Source organism: Streptomyces sp. B21-083 (assembly GCF_036898825.1).
In the GTDB taxonomy this organism is placed as follows: Bacteria; Actinomycetota; Actinomycetes; order Streptomycetales; family Streptomycetaceae; genus Streptomyces.
The window spans coordinates 4963354-4982893 of sequence record NZ_JARUND010000001.1 but is presented as its reverse complement, the minus strand read 5'-3'; the positions used below and the strand labels follow the sequence as shown (position 1 = coordinate 4982893).

At 68.1% G+C, this 19540-nt stretch carries 16 protein-coding genes; 5 read left to right on the top strand and 11 right to left on the bottom strand.

Annotation, left to right across the window (positions count from 1 at the left end; translation table 11 throughout):
- Positions 1-153 precede the first annotated feature (153 nt).
- The 4 genes from rsmG to QA861_RS22415 all read left to right on the top strand — a co-directional run bounded on the left by rsmG (position 154) and on the right by QA861_RS22415 (position 4270).
- On the top strand, positions 154-870 hold the full coding sequence (gene rsmG / locus QA861_RS22430) for a 16S rRNA (guanine(527)-N(7))-methyltransferase RsmG (RefSeq protein ID WP_334590084.1): 717 nt from the start codon (positions 154-156) through the stop codon (positions 868-870).
- A 281-nt stretch (positions 871-1151) separates the two neighbouring features.
- Positions 1152-2225 carry an AAA family ATPase gene (locus QA861_RS22425; protein ID WP_334590659.1) on the top strand — a complete coding sequence of 358 codons (1074 nt, stop codon included), beginning with the start codon at positions 1152-1154 and terminating at the stop codon, positions 2223-2225.
- Entirely contained in the window at positions 2222-3322 is a 1101-nt protein-coding gene (locus QA861_RS22420) for a ParB/RepB/Spo0J family partition protein (RefSeq protein ID WP_334590083.1), read from the top strand. Before QA861_RS22425 ends, QA861_RS22420 begins: the two co-directional genes overlap by 4 nt.
- A 330-nt stretch (positions 3323-3652) precedes the next feature.
- Positions 3653-4270: a GNAT family N-acetyltransferase gene (locus QA861_RS22415; protein ID WP_334590082.1), complete on the top strand. Its 618-nt coding sequence runs from the start codon at positions 3653-3655 to the stop codon at positions 4268-4270.
- 80 nt (positions 4271-4350) lie between these two features.
- Here QA861_RS22415 and trxA read toward each other — a convergent pair whose 3' ends face one another.
- The 7 genes from trxA to QA861_RS22380 all read right to left on the bottom strand — a co-directional run bounded on the left by trxA (position 4351) and on the right by QA861_RS22380 (position 13958).
- On the bottom strand, positions 4351-4683 hold the full coding sequence (trxA, locus tag QA861_RS22410; RefSeq protein ID WP_334590081.1) for a thioredoxin: 333 nt from the start codon (positions 4681-4683) through the stop codon (positions 4351-4353).
- A 42-nt stretch (positions 4684-4725) separates the two neighbouring features.
- Positions 4726-5697 carry a thioredoxin-disulfide reductase gene (trxB, locus tag QA861_RS22405; protein ID WP_334590080.1) on the bottom strand — a complete coding sequence of 324 codons (972 nt, stop codon included), beginning with the start codon at positions 5695-5697 and terminating at the stop codon, positions 4726-4728.
- A gap of 168 nt (positions 5698-5865) precedes the next feature.
- Complete coding sequence (locus QA861_RS22400) at positions 5866-6717, bottom strand: anti-sigma factor family protein (RefSeq protein WP_334590079.1); 852 nt, start codon at positions 6715-6717, stop codon at positions 5866-5868.
- Entirely contained in the window at positions 6714-7424 is a 711-nt protein-coding gene (gene sigM, locus QA861_RS22395) for an RNA polymerase sigma factor SigM (RefSeq protein ID WP_334590078.1), read from the bottom strand. Before sigM ends, QA861_RS22400 begins: the two co-directional genes overlap by 4 nt.
- Positions 7425-7445: 21 nt before the next feature.
- A complete protein-coding gene (locus QA861_RS22390; protein WP_334590077.1) occupies positions 7446-9143 on the bottom strand; it encodes a protein kinase family protein in 1698 nt (565 codons plus the stop codon).
- Between the two features lie 118 nt (positions 9144-9261).
- Complete coding sequence (murJ, locus tag QA861_RS22385) at positions 9262-11529, bottom strand: murein biosynthesis integral membrane protein MurJ (RefSeq protein WP_334590076.1); 2268 nt, start codon at positions 11527-11529, stop codon at positions 9262-9264.
- A gap of 47 nt (positions 11530-11576) precedes the next feature.
- Positions 11577-13958 carry a DUF6049 family protein gene (locus tag QA861_RS22380; protein ID WP_334590075.1) on the bottom strand — a complete coding sequence of 794 codons (2382 nt, stop codon included), beginning with the start codon at positions 13956-13958 and terminating at the stop codon, positions 11577-11579.
- Between the two features lie 219 nt (positions 13959-14177).
- Between QA861_RS22380 and QA861_RS22375 the strand changes: the two genes are divergently transcribed.
- Positions 14178-15644 (top strand): CCA tRNA nucleotidyltransferase, encoded by a 1467-nt coding sequence (locus QA861_RS22375; protein WP_334590074.1) that lies wholly within the window; start codon positions 14178-14180, stop codon positions 15642-15644.
- Between the two features lie 104 nt (positions 15645-15748).
- Here QA861_RS22375 and QA861_RS22370 read toward each other — a convergent pair whose 3' ends face one another.
- The 4 genes from QA861_RS22370 to QA861_RS22355 form a co-directional block, all read right to left on the bottom strand.
- Positions 15749-16201: an LppU/SCO3897 family protein gene (locus QA861_RS22370; RefSeq protein WP_334590073.1), complete on the bottom strand. Its 453-nt coding sequence runs from the start codon at positions 16199-16201 to the stop codon at positions 15749-15751.
- 116 nt (positions 16202-16317) lie between these two features.
- Positions 16318-17580, bottom strand: a complete 1263-nt coding sequence (locus QA861_RS22365; protein WP_334590072.1) for an MFS transporter — start codon at positions 17578-17580, stop codon at positions 16318-16320.
- Positions 17581-17686: 106 nt separating this feature from the next.
- Entirely contained in the window at positions 17687-18769 is a 1083-nt protein-coding gene (locus tag QA861_RS22360; RefSeq protein WP_334590071.1) for an inositol-3-phosphate synthase, read from the bottom strand.
- A 42-nt stretch (positions 18770-18811) separates the two neighbouring features.
- The gene (locus QA861_RS22355; RefSeq protein WP_334590070.1) at positions 18812-19498 is read right to left on the bottom strand and encodes a PadR family transcriptional regulator; all 687 of its coding nucleotides are present in this window, start codon (positions 19496-19498) and stop codon (positions 18812-18814) included.
- Positions 19499-19540: the final 42 nt, after the last annotated feature.

The window sequence follows — 19540 nt, the reverse complement described above, 5'->3', positions numbered from 1 at the left end:
CTGTTGCGCAGGCGGGGCCGAACTTTGTCAGCCTGTAGTTCCCGGCAGCTGTTGGTTCTCTGTTCGTCGCCCTGTGGTCCTCGACAGCTCCAGTCCCTGTAGTCCTGGTGATCAGCGCGCAGTGCGCTCATGCGGTACGGAAGGACGGTCCCCGTGACGGAGGCAGCGGAGCTCCCCCCGGCGCCCGAGCAGGCGCGCGAGGTGTTCGGCGATCGCTTCGCGGACGCGGTCCGATACGCGGAACTGCTCGCGGAGGCCGGTGTGCAGCGCGGTCTGATCGGCCCGCGTGAGGTGCCCCGCCTGTGGGAGCGGCACCTGTTGAACTGTGCGGTGCTCTCCGAGGTCGTGCCGGAGAACGTGACGGTGTGCGATGTCGGTTCGGGCGCCGGCCTGCCTGGCATTCCGCTGGCGTTGGTCAGGGAGGACCTGAAGATCACGCTGCTGGAGCCCCTGCTGCGGCGGACCAACTTCCTCAGCGAAGTCGTCGAGCTGCTGGGCCTGGACCATGTGACGGTCATCCGTGGCCGCGCCGAAGAGGTCATGGGGACGCTCCAGCCGGTCCATGTGGTGACGGCGCGTGCCGTGGCTCCGCTGGACCGGCTCGCCACCTGGGGAATTCCTTTGCTGCGTCCGTACGGGGAGATGCTCGCGCTCAAGGGGGACACCGCTGAGGAGGAGCTGAAGGCTTCGGCCACCGCGCTGAGCAAGCTCGGGGCGGTCACGACGTCCATCCTGCAGGTGGGTGAGGGAGTCGTGGACCCGCTGTCGACCGTCGTGCGGGTCGAGGTCGGGGAGAGTCCCGGCGGAGTGCGGTTCGCGGCGAAGCGGGCCAAGGCTGCCCGGACGGGACGAGCACGACGCCGACGCTGATCTTCCCGTTCGTTGATCCGTCCTGACGACGAGACGTACTCCACACAAGCTGCCTAACCTATGCATCTCGGAGTGTCGCGCGGCCGTGGCCCCTCCGGCTGGGCATCTTGTTTCACGTGAAACGTCGCTCACTGCTGCACGGCATCATCAGCCGCGGCCGGGCCGCGGCCGCCCCCCGCGACCGAAAGCCTCTCGGTTCACCCAGAGAGGTAACGGAGTTGTCCACAGAGGTGGATTTCTCCACAGAACACCAGGCCTCACTGGTTCACGACCCCGAAGGCATGACAGGCTCTGTTCATTGCGAGCCTGATGTCGAGGAGAGTGAATCCTTGCGGTCCAACGCCAACATCGCGGGACCGATGACCGATCCGGTCCCCGGTCCCCGAACCGAGTCGATCGGGGAGGATGTTTCACGTGAAACACCGCCCCCGATGGACGACACTCCCATCGGTCGTGCTGCCCAATTGGCGGTGGAGGCTCTGGGGCGGGCCGGCGAAGGCCTGCCACGGCCGGAGCGGACCCGTGTCATGGTGGTCGCCAACCAGAAGGGCGGAGTGGGGAAGACGACGACAACCGTCAACCTCGCCGCCTCGCTGGCCCTGCACGGGGCTCGCGTTCTGGTCGTGGACCTCGACCCTCAGGGCAACGCTTCCACGGCGCTGGGGATCGACCATCACGCCGATGTTCCTTCCATCTATGACGTGTTGATCGACAGCAGGCCACTCTCGGAAGTCGTTCAGCCGGTCCCGGACGTCGAGGGCCTCTTCTGTGCACCCGCCACCATCGATCTCGCCGGTGCGGAGATCGAGCTGGTGTCCCTGGTGGCGCGAGAGAGCCGGCTTGAGCGAGCGATCCAGGCGTATGAGCAGCCTCTGGACTACATCCTCATCGACTGCCCGCCCTCGCTCGGTCTGCTGACGGTCAACGCACTGGTCGCCGGTGCCGAGGTGCTCATCCCGATCCAGTGCGAGTACTACGCGCTGGAAGGCCTGGGTCAGCTGCTGCGCAACGTCGATCTGGTGCGGGCCCACCTGAACCGCGACCTTCAGGTAACGACGATTCTGCTCACCATGTACGACGGCCGGACGCGTCTCGCGTCCCAGGTCGCGGACGAGGTGCGCAACCACTTCGGCGACGAGGTGCTGCGGACGAGCATTCCGCGCTCGGTCCGTATCTCCGAGGCACCGAGCTATGGACAGACGGTGCTCACCTACGATCCAGGATCGAGTGGGGCCCTGTCCTATCTTGAAGCGGCCCGGGAAATCGCGCTGAAGGGTGTCGGCGTCAGCTATGACGCGCAGCACGTCCATTTCGGCGCACAGAGCGAACAGAGCATCGTGGAGGGTATCCAGTGAGCGAGCGACGGAGGGGGTTGGGCCGTGGTCTCGGCGCACTGATCCCATCGGCACCGACCGGAGACAGGCCGACGCCACCGGCGATGGGAGGTACTGCCTCCGCCTCACCGGCGGCGGTCCCGGTCCTCACCGCCGAGCGCGGAGTGGCTGCGGCGAAGGTGGTCTTGCTGCCGAATGTTTCACGTGAAACAGAGGATGCTTCCTCGAACGGCTTCGGAGATTCTCCGGCGCCCCCGATCGGTGCGCACTTCGCCGAGCTGCCCATCGACTCGATCACCCCGAACCCGCGCCAGCCGCGGGATGTGTTCGACGAGGACGCACTGGCAGAACTGGTCACCTCCATCAAGGAGGTCGGTCTCCTCCAGCCCGTCGTCGTCCGGCAGGTGGGCCCCACCAGCTACGAGCTCATCATGGGCGAGCGGCGCTGGAGGGCGTGCAGGGAAGCGGGCCTTGAGGCGATCCCGGCGATCGTGCGGGCCACGGATGACGAGAAGCTCCTCCTGGACGCGCTGCTGGAGAACCTCCACCGGGCTCAGCTGAATCCGCTGGAAGAGGCGGCGGCCTACGATCAGCTGCTCAAGGACTTCCACTGCACGCACGATCAGTTGGCGGACCGGATCGGCCGCTCCCGCCCGCAGGTCTCCAACACCTTGCGTCTGCTGAGGCTGTCTCCGGCGGTTCAGCGCCGGGTGGCCGCCGGAGTCCTGTCCGCCGGGCACGCCCGGGCGCTTCTCTCCGTGGACGATTCGGAGGAGCAGGACAGGCTGGCTCACCGGATCGTGGCCGAGGGGCTGTCGGTACGGGCCGTCGAGGAGATCGTGACCCTGATGGGTTCACGGCCGCAGGCGGCCACGAGGGGCAAGGGGCCGCGGGCCGGCGCCCTGGTGTCTCCGGCACTGACCGATCTCGCCGGTCGCCTTTCGGACCGTTTCGAGACGCGGGTGAAGGTCGATCTGGGACAGAAGAAGGGCAAGATCACCGTCGAGTTCGCGTCGATGGAGGACCTTGAGCGCATTCTCAGCTCCCTCGCCCCGGGCGAGGGGCCGGTCCTGCAGAAGAGCCTTCTGGACGACGACTCCGAGGAATCGGAGGACTGAGGAGCTTGGTCGGCCCGGGCGGTTTCCGCTCGATCGGCGGCCGGAGCGGGCTGTGTGCGGTGCACACCGGACACAGCCCGCTCTTTGCTTTCAGGCGGTATCGATGCAATCGCTTCGTGGATACGATGCGTTCGGGTATGGCGCATCCACCTGGCAGCACCTCTGAGTTGGGGAGGCGGGGGTCATGCGAATCGTGAGCCGCACCGGACTGATGAGCGCGGGTCTGGGACTGGGCGCCGTCGGTGGGTTCGTCGGCAGTCTGGTCAGGGAACGAAATGCTCTGACAGCCGCTCGCGACGCTGCGGGCGAAGGAAGCGAGGAACAGCCTTCATGGGGCGTCGGCTCGTACCGCTCACGCTGGACAACCTTCCGGACCTTCCCAAGCGCTGCCGCACGTGCGTCTTCTGGGAACTGGACCCCGTCAGCGGGGAAGCCGCGGTAAAGGCGGGGACACCCGCACTGGAGAAGGAAGCGTGGATCTCCGCCGTTCTCCTCGACTGGGGTTCCTGCGGCCGTGTCGTCTACGTCGACGACAATCCGGTGGGCTTTGCCCTCTACGCCCCTCCGGCTTACGTTCCGCGGGCCACGGCGTTTCCGACGAGCCCGGTCTCGCCGGACGCGGTGCAGCTGATGACCGCCTTCATCATGCCGGGTTACCAGGGACAGGGACTGGGGCGCGTGATGGTGCAGACGGTGGCCAAGGATCTTCTGCGTAGGGGCTTCAAGGCGATCGAGGCTTTCGGGGACGCCCGCTGGAAGGAGACGGCCTGTGTCCTGCCCGCAGACCATCTGCTCGCCGTTGGCTTCAAGACGGTGCGGCCCCATCCCGTGCACCCTCGGCTTCGGTTGGAGCTGCGGACGACGCTCTCCTGGAAGGAAGACGTGGAGATGGCGCTCGACCGGCTGCTGGGAGCAGTACAGAAGGAGCCGGCCCTTCGGCCGCTCTGAGAACTGACGCAAAACGAGTGGGCCGACCCTTTCGGGTCGGCCCACTCATGTTTCACGTGAAACATCGGCTGTCGCGCGGACTACTGGCCGATGAAGTCCTCAAGGTCACGCACGATCGCGGCCTTCGCCTTGGCGCCGACGATGGTCTTGGCGACCTCGCCACCCTGGTAGACGTTCAGGGTCGGGATGGACATCACGCCGTACTTGGCGGCGATACCCGGGTTCTCGTCGATGTTGAGCTTGACGACCTCGATCTTGTCGCCGTACTCGGCGGCGATCGCCTCGAGCGACGGCGCGATCTGGCGGCACGGGCCGCACCAGGCGGCCCAGAAGTCCACCAGGACGGGCTTGTCGCTCTTGAGGACGTCCTCGTCGAAGGAATCGTCGGTCACGTTCTTCAGGGTGCCGGCCACAGGGGGCTCCTTAACTCGATGCTGCGGTGGGGCGGGTGGTGGTCAGACAGAGGTCTTCTCGGGCTCGGCCTGCTGCTCGTTGTCCGCCAGGCCGGCGAGGAAGCGCTCGGCGTCCAGGGCGGAGGAGCAGCCGGTGCCGGAAGCGGTGATCGCCTGACGGTAGGTGTGGTCGACCACGTCTCCGGCGCCGAAGACACCGCTCAGGTTGGTTCGCGTCGAGGGCGCTTCGACCTTCAGGTAGCCCTCTTCGTCGAGGTCCAGCTGACCCTTGAAGAGTTCGGTCCGCGGGTCGTGGCCGACCGCGATGAACAGGCCCGTGACGGCCAGGTCGGACAGTTCACCGGTCTTGAGGTTGCGCAGCTTCAGTCCTGCGAGCTTGGGGTCGCCCTGGATCTCGGCGACCTCGCTGTCCCAGACGAACTTGATCTTCGGGTCGGCGAAGGCCCGCTCCTGCATCGTCTTGGAGGCGCGCAGGGTGTCACGGCGGTGGACGATCGTCACCGACTTGGCGAAGCGGGAGAGGAAGGTCGCCTCTTCCATCGCGGTGTCGCCGCCGCCGATCACGGCGATGTCCTGGTCCTTGAAGAAGAAGCCGTCACACGTCGCGCACCAGGAGACGCCACGGCCGGAGAGGGCGTCCTCGTTCGGCAGACCGAGCTTGCGGTGCTGTGAGCCGGTGGCGACGATGACCGCCTTCGCCTTGTGTACGGTGCCCGCGGTGTCCGTGACGGTCTTGATGTCACCCGTGAGGTCGACGGCGACGATGTCGTCCGCAACAAGCTCCGCGCCGAAGCGCTCGGACTGGGCACGCATGTTGTCCATGAGCTCGGGGCCCATGATGCCGTCCTGGAAGCCGGGGAAGTTCTCCACTTCGGTGGTGTTCATGAGCGCGCCACCGGCGGTGACGGCGCCCTCGAAGACCAGAGGCTTCAGCGACGCGCGTGCGGTATAGAGCGCCGCCGTGTAGCCGGCGGGCCCTGAGCCGATGATGATCACGTTACGGACGTCGCTCACGGCGTGTTTCCTCGTTTCTGGACGGCTTCGTCTGACCGGTGGGAGCCTCTCTCAGAACTCTCACCCCACCCAACGGATCCTACGGGGCCCGCATTCCCGCTGTGTCCGGGCACACAGGGGCGCCACTCGGCAGGGGATACCAAGCGGAGGAAGTCGAAGCGCCCACGCTCAGGAACGCGCGTAGGACCGCGTCAGCAGAACCTCTGCCGGGACCGACGGCTGCTTCACACAGGCCGAGTCGACGACGTAAGCGGTGACGCGGGTGTTGTCGCCCGCGGCGGGCAGCAGCACGAGGTACGCGTCGGTGCCGTCATAGGTGCCTTGCTTGACGCCGAGGACGGACGTGCCGCTGCGCCCGATGCCCTTCATGACGCACGCGGGCACCGACGTCGGCTTGATCTTGAGGGTGTCCCCGTGTTCGTAGGGCGTCAGGTCACTGGGATGACTCCGGATACCGACGGACGGACCCCCGCTGCGGGTGGTCTTCTTCCCGCCCTGGCCCTTGAGGAGTTGGGCGACCTGGGTCTCCACCTTTTGCCCGGAGAACGTGCTTGCGACCGCGGACTGCTTGTTGTCATCGCTCAGGGACGACACCAGCAGGGAGCCGAGCCCCAGGGCGGCGGCGGTGAAGGCGGTGCCCAGAACGATGGTCCGGCGCCGTACGCGCCGTGTTCTGTCCTTGCGCCCGGGCCCGGTGGCCGCGTGAGCGTGCCCGGTCGGACGGTCCGCGAGGCGGTCGGGGGGAGTCGATGTTTCACGTGAAACATGCGCGCCCTCGGCCTCTGCGGCGAGCGCGGCGTCGATACGGCCGACGATGTCGGCGGGCATGCGCGCAGGGCTCGGCATCGAGCCGAGGAGGCCCCGGATCTCCTCCAGGGAGGCGTACACGTCGGCGCAGAGAACGCACTCGTCCAGGTGCTGTCGTACGTCCGAGGTCCGGGCCGGTGTGAGCAGGCCTTCGGTGAGGTCGGTGATCTCCGTGACGTCCGGGTGTCCGGCCGTGTCCGTCGTGGATGTCACGCTCGCCCACCTCCGCCCTTCACAGCAGTCGAATCACTTGGCCCTGCATCCTTCGGTCCCGCTGCGGGTGGGACGGATGTCCCCTGCGCCCGGTTCCGTCCGTCACCTGATTCCTTTCCGTCACCGGTGTTTTCCGGGCGGAGGTGGGTGAGGAGCGGCAGGAGTCTGGCTCTGCCTCGGGCGCAGCGGCTCTTCACCGTCCCGGTGGGCACGTTGAGGACACGGGCGGCCTCCGCGACCGGGTAGCCCTGCATGTCCACCAGGACGAGGGCGGCACGCTGGTCGGGCGGGAGGGTGCCGAGCGCTTCGATGAGCTGGCGGTGCAGATCGTTGCGCTCGGCAGGGGCCGACGCCGACTCGTGCGGTTCGAGCAGTTGCTCCAGCCGTTCGGTGTCGTCGACCGGCGAGGTCTTGCGGGAGGCGGCTTTGCGCACGCGGTCCAGGCAGGCGTTCACCGTGATGCGGTGCAGCCAGGTCGTGACGGCCGACTGGCCCCGGAAGGTGTGGGCGGCCCGGTAGGCGGAGACGAGGGCGTCCTGGACGGCGTCAGCGGCCTCCTCGCGGTCCCCCAGCGTCCGCAGGGCCACCGCCCAGAGCCGGTCACGATGCCGCCGCACGATCTCACCGAATGCGTCGGGGTCGCCGTCGACATGGCGGGCGAGGAGATCCTGATCGCTCACTCCGTCGAACGCTGCGCCTTCCGCCACGGGCCCCCTCCCCTTCACATCTCAGCTGCTCACCTTGACGTCCACGATCCTGCCGCGGAACTTGCCGTCGTCGACCTGCTTCGGCAGATCTGTCAGCCAGACCAGAAGATAGCGAGACTTGACGGTCTTGCCGGGCTTGAGGGTCACACTCGCGCCCGAGCCTTCGGCCACCTTGGTGTAATCGTCCAGGGACGTCGGCTCCGTACCGGTGTCACCCGAGGCGGCGCGGAGTTCCACTGAGGTGTCGCCGACGAAGGTGACGGTCACCTTTCCGACCTGCTGGACCTTGCCGAGGTCGAGGATGACTCCGACGCCCGACTTCAACCTTCCGAAGTCGGAGCTCGTGTAGTAGCTCGTCTGCCAGTACGTGCCCGCAGCGGTGTCGTAGATCTTGTCTATGTCGTTCGGGTTCTCGGACCCGTCCTCGCCGAGCGGGTCGAAATCACGGGCACCTTCGATGGCGATGGGCTTGCTCACAGGCTTCGCCGGGGCCTTGTTTCCACCGTCTGTCGTCTGGGTCTGGTCGGTGTCTTCGGACTTGTTGCTCCGGTCCATGAGCGCGTCCGCCAGTTGCCAACTACCCAGGCCCAGCGCGGCGATCAGCAGCGCCGACACAGCCCACTTCAGCGCCTTGCCGGTACGGCTCTGCAGCGGAGGCGGCGGGGTGGGCAGGGGCTGTGTGGCGCCCGGGCGGGGTGCCTGGCGGCCGTACGAGCCCTGTTGGTACGTGGTGCGCTGGTAGTCGGGCGGGGCCGTGAAGACCGGCTCCGGCGGGCGGATGCGGGGCATCTCGCCGATCGCCTTGACCAACTCCTCGGGCGTCGTGCACGCGGACTCGTGGCGGGAGGCGGTGGCGCCGTCGTTGGCGAGGGCGCGCATCGCGAGCTCCGACAGGCCCCGGTGGACCCCGGCGCGCACCTGGTCGGGCGCGATGAGACCGACGCCCTTGGGCAGCCCGGACAGGCCGTAGGCGTCGTTCTCGTAGGGCCAGCGCTGGGTGAGCGAGGCGTACAGCAGGGCGCCGATCGCCTCGGTGTCGGCGCGCTGCGGGGTGTCGGACGTGATGCCGCGCAGCGCGGCGTTGACCGCGAGGCCGCGCACACGCCACTGGCCGGACGAACTCCGCAGGATGGTGCCCGGGGTCAGACGCAGATGCGCGAGGCCCTCCCGGTGGGCGGCCGCCATGGCGGAGGCGATCTGGCTGACCATCTGGTAGGCGTCGTGCGCCTCCAGGGGGCCGGCGGCCAGGAGCGCCGTCAGCTCTGTGGCGTCGGGGAGCCATTCGTGGACGACGTACACGAGGTCGTTCTCCTCGACGGCGTCGAGGACCTGCACGAAGCGGGGGTCTCCGAGAAGCGCCGAGGAGCGGGCCGCGGCCAGCACGGAACGTGCCCGTGAGTGGTCTGCGGGCAGGATGTGCACGCCGACGGCGCGACGCAGTTTCTCGTCGACCGCGCGCCAGCTGCTGAATCCGTCCAGACGGGTGACGCACTCCTCCAGGCGGTAGCGCCTGGCGAGTTTGTGACCGCTGTGCAGTTCGGGCGGTGAGGCCTTTCCGGGACTCTCGGTCCCGCCGCTCCCCTGTGCCTCGTCGTTCTCCGTGTCCCGCTCCCGGTTCTGGGCCGCGCCGTCGGCCGTGGACTCGTCCGCCTGCGCGGTCAGCGGCTCGTCGCCGCTGTTGTCTGCCACGTCGACGGCAGCCGTGCTCCGTTCCGCCACCGTCGCTCCTGCCTCCCCATCCTGTGCGAGCTCTCCGACGCCAAACCCAATTGTGCCCACAGACCGTCGCTCTGCACGACACGCGGGGGTGGACGATGGTTGTGCGCTTTCCCTCGACTCACCGCCCCAGTCGCCCGCGCACCATACCCACCAGAGAGTTCAGTTCCTCAATGCGCATACGGCGGGCGGCGACGTAGAAGACGAGGAGCAGGACCGCACCGCCCCCGAGGAGGGAGGCGAAAGAGCCGCCGACACCCTGGCCAAGAGTGTGGCCGATGCCGTAGCAGGCCGCGCCGCTGAGGAGCGCGGCCGGTAGCGAGGCGATGCCCAGCCGGGCGTACGTCCGCAGGACACGGGTGCCGTCGAGGTCGCCGCCCAGCCGCTTGCGCAGCCGGTTCCAGGCGACGCCGACACCGATCGCGTACGCGAGGCCGTACGAGGCGGCCATGCCGACCACCGCCCAGCGGGACGGGAGCAGGAAAAAGCAGAGGGCGGAGGCCGTCGCGTTGACGGCGGCGACGATCACCGTGTTGTAGAAGGGCGTGCGGGTGTCCTCGTACGCGTAGAAGGCGCGCAGGACGACGTACTGCACGGAGTAGGGGATCAGGCCGAGGGCGAAGGCCATCAGCATGAAGCCCATGTTGGTGGCGCTGGTGGTGCCCGAGGAGCCGAAGATCAGGGTGCACATCGGGATGCCGAGCGCCACGAGGCCGAAGGCGATGGGCACGATCGCGACGGCGGTGGTGCGCAGACCCTGGGAGATGTCGTCGCGGACCGCGCCGGCGTCGCCCTCGTGGGCCGAGCGGGCCAGCCGCGGGAGCAGGGCGGCCATCAGGGAGACCGTGATGATGGCCTGCGGCAGGCCCCAGACGAGCTGGGCGTTGGCGTAGGCCGCGAAGCCGGTGCCCTGGATCTTCGGGTTCTCGCCGGTGGCGGCGGTGGCCAGCTGGGTGACGACGAGGGCGCCGGCCTGGTTGGCGAGGACGAAAAGGATCGTCCACTTGGCGAGCATCGCCGCCTTGCCGAGGCCGTGCCCCCTCCAGTCGAAGCGCAACCGCATCCTGAAGCCGGTCTCGCGCAGATACGGGATCATCGCGAGGGCCTGGACGACAAGGCCGAGCAGTACACCGATGCCGAGGAGGCGCTGGCCCTCCGGCGGGATGGTGGTGACCTCCATACCAGAGTCCGCCGCGCTGCCGTACACCCAGATGAACATGCCGAGAGTCACGATGATGACGACGTTGTTCAGGACCGGCGTCCACATCATCGCGCCGAACTTCCCGCGCGCGTTGAGGATCTGCCCCATCACGACGTGGATGCCCATGAAGAAGATCGTGGGCAGGAAGTAGCGAGTGAAGGTGACGGCGACCTCGTTGGCTGCCGGATCGTTGGCGATCTTCACCGATAGGGCGCGGACCAGCAGGGGAGCCGCGAACACCGCGAGCGCGGTGAGCGCGCCGAGGGCCACCATGACGAGGGTGAGGAGGCGGTTGGCGAACGCCTCGCCGCCGTCTTCGTCCTCCTTCATGGCGCGCACGAGCTGCGGGACGAAGACGGAGTTGAGGCCGCCGCCCACGGTCAGGATGTAGATCATGGTGGGCAGCTGGTAGGCGACCTGGAAGGAGTCGCCCAGCATGCCGAGGCCGAGGGCCGACACGATCAGCGCGGAGCGGACGAAGCCGGTGAGGCGGGAGACCATCGTGCCCGCCGCCATGACGGCGCTCGACTTCAGCAGACCCGCGGCCCGACCGCCCTTCTTGGAAGCCGCCGACGGTACAGCGGGGGCGGGTGCCGCTTGGGGGGTGAGCTGCATCGTGGCGTCCGACGCCGGAACCTGGGCCCGCGGGACTGAACCCTGGCCCGGCGCGGGTGAGGGAGACGGTCCGGGTACCACCGGAGGGTCCAGGGGCCCTTGCCCGCTGCCCTGCTGCTGGTCCCGGAACAGATGAGCGAAGGCGTCAGGCTCGTGGCGTTGGTCGCCGGCCTGGGATACCAGGGCGTCGACACCCACGTACTGGGTGGTGCGGGGATCGTCGCCGTATGGCAGGTACTGCGTGGCTCCGTCCGGCTCGGGGGCCGGGGTCTGGGCCCACACGCTCGGGTCGGGGGCGTACGGCGACTGGGCGGGCTGTCCGTAGAGCGGCGGCTGCGGCTGATGGGTCCCGGGGGGCGGCGGGGGGTGCGCGGCGCGGTCGTAGAGCGCCTCGGCCACCGGGTCCTGGGCGGAGAGATCCTGCGCCCGGTACGGGTCCTGGGCGTAGGCGTCCTGGAGATACGCGTCCGCGGGGGGCTGCGCCGGCACCTGGCCGTGCTCGGGCGGCGGGCCCTCGGGATGTCCCGAGTCGCCCGCGCCCTGACCGCGGTCACCGTCGTACGGCGCGTTCATGGTTACCCCACCTCATCGTTCACCGGGCCCACCGGCCACGACATAGCTCAACGGTCCACTCTCTCACCCGTTCCGGACGGGTCGGCGCTTTCCGGTGCGGTGTTCGGCGTCGGGTCACTCGGCTGATCCGGGGCGTCCGCCGGCACCGTCGCGTCCGACTCTCCCTGGGGACGGCTCTCGGGGCCGTCGTGGTTCTCGTCGGCGCCGCCGGTGTCCTCCGTCGCCCCGTCCTCGCCCTCGTGCTCGCCTTCGCCCTCTTCGGCTCGCCGGGCCGCGGCGCGCTTGCGCTGCGTGTACATGCGCAGTCCGGCGAGTACGAGCAGCAGGAAGCCGCCGCCGATGACGAGCATCGCCATGGCCGTGAACTCGGTGACCCGCACGTCGAAGGAGACGGCCGGTCCGTACTTCTGGCCGTTCTTCGTGTAGAGCTGGGCGATCACCGTGATCGGGCCGTTGGCGTTGGACGAGGTGGTGAACTTCACCGACTGGCTGTGCCCGCCGGTGACGGCGACGGACCGCTCCTGGTAGTCGTCGTCACCGATCTTGAGTCGGGTCGGGTTCGTCGACGTGACACGCAGCACGAGGTTGTCCACGGGCTGGACGAGGTTGTTCTGGACGGTCACCGGGATAGTGGCGCTGCCGCCGGAGAGCTTCGTCTCGGACTTCTCGATCAGCTTGACCTGGTCGGTCAGATCGTTGAGGTGCGACTCCACGCCTCTGCGGAAACTGATTGCCGCGCCGGACCGGCCGCGCCAGGATGTGGCCATCTCACGGTTGATCGCGCGTCCGAAGGGGGTCTCCACGCGAGTCTTGTCGGTGAGGATGATCTTGAAGTTGTCGAGCTTGTTCTGCGTGGTCGCGATCTGCGCGAAGGCCGACTGGGGCAGCTGCTGCCTGCGCAGCGTGGCGGGGTACGAGGACGCCGAGGGCACCTTGGTGGTGGCACCCGGGTCGGGCTTGGTGTCGGCGGTCGCGGTGAGTTCCTGGGGCTGGGACCAGTTCGAGTCCTGGAGAGCGGTGATTGCCTTCTCCATCGTCTGGGCCTGGCTCGCGGACGGCATGCGCTGCGGGGCGACGACGACGGTGCGCTGCTTGTCGGTCTGAAGAGTGGTCGTCAGGCTCGTGGCGAGGAACTTCTGCACCGCGAGCGTGGAGCCGCTGGCCCGCGTCATGTCTCCCTGGAAGGCCGTGGACAGCCGCGTGTCCGCGACCACCGCCGTGGTGCCGCCGCCGATGGGGCGGGCCGCGGAGGGCGTGTACGGCAGGTCGCCGGTCTCCTTCAGGCTGTCGCTGCGCGCGATCACCTTGTCGGCGCCCGCCGAGGTGGCGATCTTGACGATCGACGGGTCGACGGCACCGTTCACCGGCCACGCGAAGTCGGTGCTCGGCGTGACGTGGAGGATCGTCGCCACGGTGGCCGTGGCGACGTCCGTGGCGCTCTTGAGGTGGCTCAGCGTGCCGGTGACGTTCTTGCCGTTGTGCGCGATGGAGGCGAGGTCCGGGTCGCCGAAGGGGAGGGCGACGACCTCCTTGCCCTCGACGGCGTCCTGGAGTTCGGCGAGCCACTGCTTGGCGACCGTCTGCCCGGTGCCGGGCGTACTGGTGCCGTCGGCGCCCTGGATGCCGTAGTTGCCGATCATCGCGTCGACGGAGGCCAGCAGGTCGGGGTCGATCACCCAGGTGACGTCGAGATCCTTGCCCAGGGACAGCATCTGCTCCAGGCGTCCGCCCGGGGAGATCTCCGCGGCGAGGTCGTCGTTGAGGAAGACGGGCGTCTGCTGCTCGCCGGGGCCGGTCTCCGCCGTCATGTGGACCGTGGAGACCAACGGCCACAGATACGTCGTGCGGGTTCTGGTGTCCGCTTCCTCGGGCTGCCACGGCAGGAAGGTCCGCTGGATGCCCAGCACCTGTTCGTAGGGCGCTGTGGCCGTCTCGCCGGACAGTGAGACGCCGATCTGGTAGACGCCGTCCTGGCCGAGGTCCAGCTTGTCGACCGGCACGGAGAGGGTGAACGGCTGGGCGACGCCCGGAGTGAGCTTCGAGAACTTCTCGACGTATTTGCCGCCGACCTCCGTCCCGTCGGCGCCCGACAGGTAGTCGGTGCGGGCGGCGACGTCGTCGATCCCCGAGCGGGTGGTCAGCAGCTGCCCCACGCGCAGGTCCACATGGGCGTCCGTGACGGCCTTCTTGCCCTTGTTGGTCACCGTGCCGGACACGGTCAGCGTGTCCCCGTCCGTGGGGGCGCTCGGGGTGAGCGAGTCGAGGGAGACGACCACCGGATCGGAACCCGCGGCATACGCGGGCTGCCCGGCGGGTAGTTGGAGGAGACCGGCCAGCAGGGGCGCCCCCGTGAGCAGCACTCCGGCTCGCCGGAACCACCGGCGCGCGAGAGAGGGAGTCAGCCCCGGAAAGTCTGCCGCCTCGGCCACGCGTTCGCCCGTCCCTAGTCATCAGTGGTCGTCGGAATGTGCGTCCACGCATGGTAACGATGCGCGCTGAGGGTAAGTGCCGCGGACTGCTCCACAAGATCGTGGAACACGGTCCGACTGTCCTCTATGTGCGTGTATTGATGGACGAGTCCCCGGTGTTCTGCGTGGACGTTTTATGGAGGAGCGGGCTGAGGCTCGGGCCACGTACCCTTTTCTGTTGTGCCGAACGCCAACGAAGACAATTCCAGCGCCCTGAGCCAGGTGCAGCACCACGCGGTGACTGAGCTGCTGCGGGTGGCCCCGGTCGCGGACGATCTCGCCCGCCGTTTCCAGGAGGCCGGGTTCTCGCTCGCCCTGGTCGGCGGCTCTGTCCGGGACGCGCTGCTGGGCCGGCTCGGCAACGACCTGGACTTCACGACCGACGCCCGGCCCGAGGACGTCCTGAAGATCGTCCGGCCCTGGGCGGACTCCGTGTGGGAGGTCGGGATCGCCTTCGGCACGGTGGGGGTACAGAAGGACGCCCGCGTCGGAGACGCTGATCGGAGCTTCCAGATCGAGGTGACGACGTATCGGTCGGAGGCCTACGACCGGACCTCGCGCAAGCCCGAGGTGTCGTACGGCGACTCCATCGAGGAGGACCTCGTCCGGCGGGACTTCACGGTGAACGCGATGGCCGTGGCCCTTCCGGAGAAGGTGTTCATCGATCCGCACGGCGGTCGCGAGGACCTGGCGAGGCGGGTGCTGCGTACGCCGGGCACGCCTGAGGAGTCCTTCTCGGACGATCCGCTGCGGATGATGAGGGCCGCGCGGTTCGCCGCCCAGCTCGACTTCGAGGTGGCTCCCGAGGTCGTCACCGCCATGACCGACATGGCCGGGCGTATCGAGATCGTCTCGGCCGAGCGGGTACGGGACGAGCTCAACAAGCTGATCCTGTCCGCCCACCCGCGCAAGGGCCTGACGCTACTGGTTGACACCGGCCTGGCCGACCACGTACTGCCCGAGCTGCCGGCCCTGCGTCTGGAGCGCGACGAGCACCACCGGCACAAGGACGTCTACGAGCACACGCTGATCGTCCTGGAGCAGGCGATGGAACTGGAGGGGGACGGGCCCGACCTCGTTCTCCGGCTGGCCGCGCTGTTGCACGACATCGGCAAGCCGCGTACCCGCCGCTTCGAGGAGGACGGGCGGGTCTCGTTCCACCACCACGAGGTGGTCGGCGCGAAGATGACCAAGAAGCGGATGACTGCGCTCAAGTACTCCAACGAGCTGGTGAAGGACGTTTCCCGTCTGGTCGAACTCCACCTGCGCTTCCACGGGTACGGCACCGGGGAGTGGACGGACTCGGCGGTCCGCCGCTATGTGCGGGACTCGGGGCCTCTCCTCGACCGCCTGCACAAGCTGACCCGCTCGGACTGCACCACGCGGAACAAGCGCAGGGCCACGGCACTCTCGCGTGCGTACGACGGCCTGGAAGAGCGCATCTCCCAGCTTCAGGAGCAGGAGGAGCTGGACTCGATCCGTCCCGACCTCGACGGCAACCAGATCATGGAGATCCTGGGTACCGGACCCGGGCCGGCGATCGGGCAGGCGTACAAATTCCTGCTGGAGCTGCGGCTGGAGAACGGGCCGATGGAGCGGGAGGCTGCGGTGGGGGCGCTCAAGGAGTGGTGGGCCGAGCAGAGCTGAGGCTGTGAAACGGCGCAATGTTTCACGTGAAACATCGCGCTGGACGCATTGAGGGCGGTGTTTCACGTGAAACACCGCCCTCAGTGATGTCTAGCTGCTTTTGCTCAGACTTCCTTGAGGCAGAGCACGACGTCGTGGCTGCCGCCCTGCTGGTAGTAGGCGATCGTCGACTCCGTGACGCCCTCGCACTTGTCGGCGTCGCTGGTGTTGTCGAACTTCTGGACAACCTTGTACTGGGCGTCGCTTGAGGTGCAGTCGACTTCGTTGAGGTCGGCGTCCTTCTCCGAACCGTCGTTGTGCATACAGGCGCCCACGGACGTCGTCTCGGCGTCACTCTGGCCGAAGTACCACTTGCCGCCGGCGATGGCTATCGCGACCACGACGAACACGCCTATGCGCAGCAGCTTCTTGCTGAAGCGGTTGGCCGGTGCGGGCGGCGGGACCGGGGCTCCCTGGAAAGGGGCGCCCTGGTGCGGCGGGTACGGCTGCTGGGGAACCGCCGGCGGGACGGTCGCAGGAGTGGTCGGAGTCTGGTCCTGCGGCGGCGGAGTGGTCACGTTGAAGGTCCCCCTGAGTTGTGGGTGCGCTTGGTATGAAGTAAGACGCACGTAAATTACCGGGACCCACTGACAACTCTGTACCTCAGAGGTTCTCTGTGGCCTTCATGTGACACTTACTGACGCTCAAAGCGGGCCATAGTCGTAGCAATTGCGCCGTAGATAACGGCGATTGTGACCAAGAGCGGCACCGAGCGGCCGTCGGAGGGCAGCATCAGGGCCGCCACTCCCGCCGCGCCGACGAAGGCGACGTTGAACAGGACGTCGTAGACGGAGAAGATCCGGCCGCGGAAGCCGTCGGCGACCGAGGACTGGACGATCGTGTCCGTGGCGATCTTCGAGCCCTGGGTGACGAGGCCCAGGACGAACGCCGCGATCAGCATGGGCACTTCGGTGAACGCCAGGCCGAGCCCGGGCACCAGGACCGCCGCCGCGCCGGCGCACACCACGATCCAGCCGCCGGGTCCGAGACGCCCGACCCCCGCCGGGGTCATGACGGCCGCGACGAAGAATCCCGCCCCGGAGATGCCCACCGCGAGGCCCAGCAGGGCCAGCCCGTCGTCGGAGCCGTCCGAGAAGGCGTACCGGCAGAGCATGAGCACCATGACCGTCAGGGCGCCGTAGCAGAACCGCATCATCGTCATCGCGGCCAGCGACCAGGCTGCCTCCCGGCGCCCGGGCTCCGCCAGATGCCGTATGCCTGCCGCCAGACCGCGGGCGGTGCCGGTGAGCGCTGCCCCCAGCCGGGGCTGGACCAACCCGGGGTCGGGACCGAGCAGTTCCGGGTCGAGGCGCAGGGAGGCGAGTGACGCGCAGAGGTACAGGACCGCGCCCAGGAGGACCACCGCGGCGTCGGAGTCGGAGCCCGCCAGCCGTACGACGAAGGCGAGCCCGCCGCCCGCGGTGGCAGCGAGCGTGCCCGCTGTCGGGGAGAGCGAGTTGGCGATCACCAGGCGCTCGTCGTCGACCACGCGGGGCAGGGACGCCGAGAGCCCGGCCAGGACGAAGCGGTTGACGGCGGTGACGCAGAGGGCGGAGACGTAGAAGAGCCAGTCCGGGACATGGCTCAGCATCAGGACGGCCGTCACGCATGCCAGCAGAGCGCGCAGCGCGTTGCCGTACAGGAAGACCTGGCGGCGTCGCCAGCGGTCCAGCAGGACGCCCGCGAAAGGGCCGACCAGGGAGTACGGCAGGAGCAGTACCGCCATGGCGGAGGCGATCGCGGTCGCCGACGTCTGCTTCTCCGGCGAGAAGACGACGTACGCGGCGAGCGCGACCTGGTAGACGCCGTCGGCGCCCTGGGAGAGCAGCCGTACTGCCAGCAGGCGCCGGAAGTTCCTCAGGTGCAGGAGTACCCGCAGGTCACGTACGACAGCCATGGGCCACAGCCTCACATACGAGGAGGGTCCCCGGGCGGATGACCCGGGGACCCTCGACGGGCAGGAGCGACAAGCCTGTTGGGGCTTCGCCGGCGCTGGGCTCCTCTCAGCGCTCGACTTCGCCCTTGATGAACTTCTCGACGTTGTCCCGTGCCTCGTCGTCGAAGTACTGGACCGGCGGGGACTTCATGAAGTAGCTCGACGCGGAGAGGATCGGGCCGCCGATACCGCGGTCCTTGGCGATCTTCGCGGCGCGCACGGCGTCGATGATGACACCGGCGGAGTTCGGGGAGTCCCAGACCTCCAGCTTGTACTCCAGGTTCAGCGGGACGTCGCCGAACGCACGGCCCTCAAGGCGGACGTACGCCCACTTCCGGTCGTCGAGCCAGGCCACGTAGTCGGAGGGGCCGATGTGGACGTTGTCGGCGCCGAGTTCGCGGTCACGGATCTGGGAGGTGACGGCCTGCGTCTTGGAGATCTTCTTGGACTCCAGGCGGTCGCGCTCGAGCATGTTCTTGAAGTCCATGTTGCCGCCGACGTTCAGCTGCATCGTGCGGTCCAGGACCACACCCCGGTCCTCGAACAGCTTCGCCATCACACGGTGCGTGATCGTGGCGCCGACCTGCGACTTGATGTCGTCGCCGACGATCGGGACGCCCGCCTCGGTGAACTTGTCCGCCCACTCCTTGGTGCCGGCGATGAAGACCGGAAGGGCGTTGACGAAGGCGACCTTGGCGTCGATGGCGCACTGGGCGTAGAACTTCGCCGCGGCCTCGGAACCGACGGGCAGGTAGCAGACGAGGACGTCGACCTGCTTCTTCTTGAGGATTTTGACGACGTCGACAGGCTCGGCCTCGGACTCCTCGATGGTCTCGCGGTAGTACTTGCCGAGACCGTCGAGAGTGTGGCCACGCCGGACCTTCACACCGGTGTTCGGCACGTCGCAGATCTTGATGGTGTTGTTCTCGGAGGCGCCGATGGCGTCCGCCAGGTCGAGGCCTACCTTCTTGGCGTCCACGTCGAACGCGGCGACGAACTCGATGTCCTTGACGTGGTAGTCACCGAACTGGACATGCATCAGGCCGGGGGCCTTCGACGCCGGATCGGCGTCCTTGTAGTACTCGACTCCCTGTACCAGCGACGCGGCGCAGTTGCCCACGCCGACGACGGCTACGCGAATGGAACCCATTCGGTTGCTCCCTGTGTGTACGAGTGAGGACCTGAGCGGCCCTCACGTGGCGGTGTCGTCGGACGGACCGGTCCGGGAGTCGTCCTCCCGGGACCGGGGCAGGCCGCCCGGCGCTCCAGATGTGGTGTCCTGCGAGTCGGTTTCCCCGGAGTCGGCACCTTTGAGGTCCCGCCCGGCCCGCTCGCTCTCGATGAGCTCGTTCAGCCAGCGCACTTCGCGCTCCACGGACTCCATTCCGTGGCGCTGGAGCTCAAGGGTGTAGTCGTCGAGGCGCTCCCGTGTACGCGCCAGGGAGGAGCTCATCTTCTCCAGACGCTCCTCCAGCCGGCTGCGACGCCCTTCGAGCACGCGCATGCGTACATCGCGGGACGTCTGCCCGAAGAACGCGAAACGAGCGGCGAAGTGCTCGTCCTCGTACGCGTCCGGGCCGGTCTGCGAGAGCAGCTCCTCGAAGTGCTCCTTACCTTCCGCCGTCAACCGATAGACGATCTTCGCGCGGCGTCCTGTGAGCGGGGCGGCGAGTGCGTCCTCCGACGCGCCCCCCGACTCCTCGATCAACCAGCCGCTCACGACCAGCGTCTTGAGGCAGGGATACAGCGTGCCGTAGCTGAAGGCGCGGAACACACCCAGTGACGTATTGAGTCGTTTCCGCAGCTCATAGCCGTGCATGGGGGACTCGCGGAGCAGGCCGAGGACGGCGAACTCGAGGATCCCGGAACGTCGGCTCATCGTCGCCTCCCTTCTCCCACGGTCCGACCGTGACGGTCTTGA

What these genes read in the sequence shown, in the direction of transcription:
- QA861_RS22425 (WP_334590659.1), top strand. Translation starts at nt 1,152, where the DNA reads ATGACAGGCTCTGTTCATTGCGAGCCTGATGTCGAGGAGAGTGAATCC.
- QA861_RS22415 (WP_334590082.1), top strand. Translation starts at nt 3,653, where the DNA reads ATGGGGCGTCGGCTCGTACCGCTCACGCTGGACAACCTTCCGGACCTT.
- murJ (WP_334590076.1), bottom strand. Translation starts at nt 11,529, where the DNA reads ATGAACGCGCCGTACGACGGTGACCGCGGTCAGGGCGCGGGCGACTCG.
- QA861_RS22365 (WP_334590072.1), bottom strand. Translation starts at nt 17,580, where the DNA reads ATGGCTGTCGTACGTGACCTGCGGGTACTCCTGCACCTGAGGAACTTC.
- QA861_RS22360 (WP_334590071.1), bottom strand. Translation starts at nt 18,769, where the DNA reads ATGGGTTCCATTCGCGTAGCCGTCGTCGGCGTGGGCAACTGCGCCGCG.
- QA861_RS22355 (WP_334590070.1), bottom strand. Translation starts at nt 19,498, where the DNA reads ATGAGCCGACGTTCCGGGATCCTCGAGTTCGCCGTCCTCGGCCTGCTC.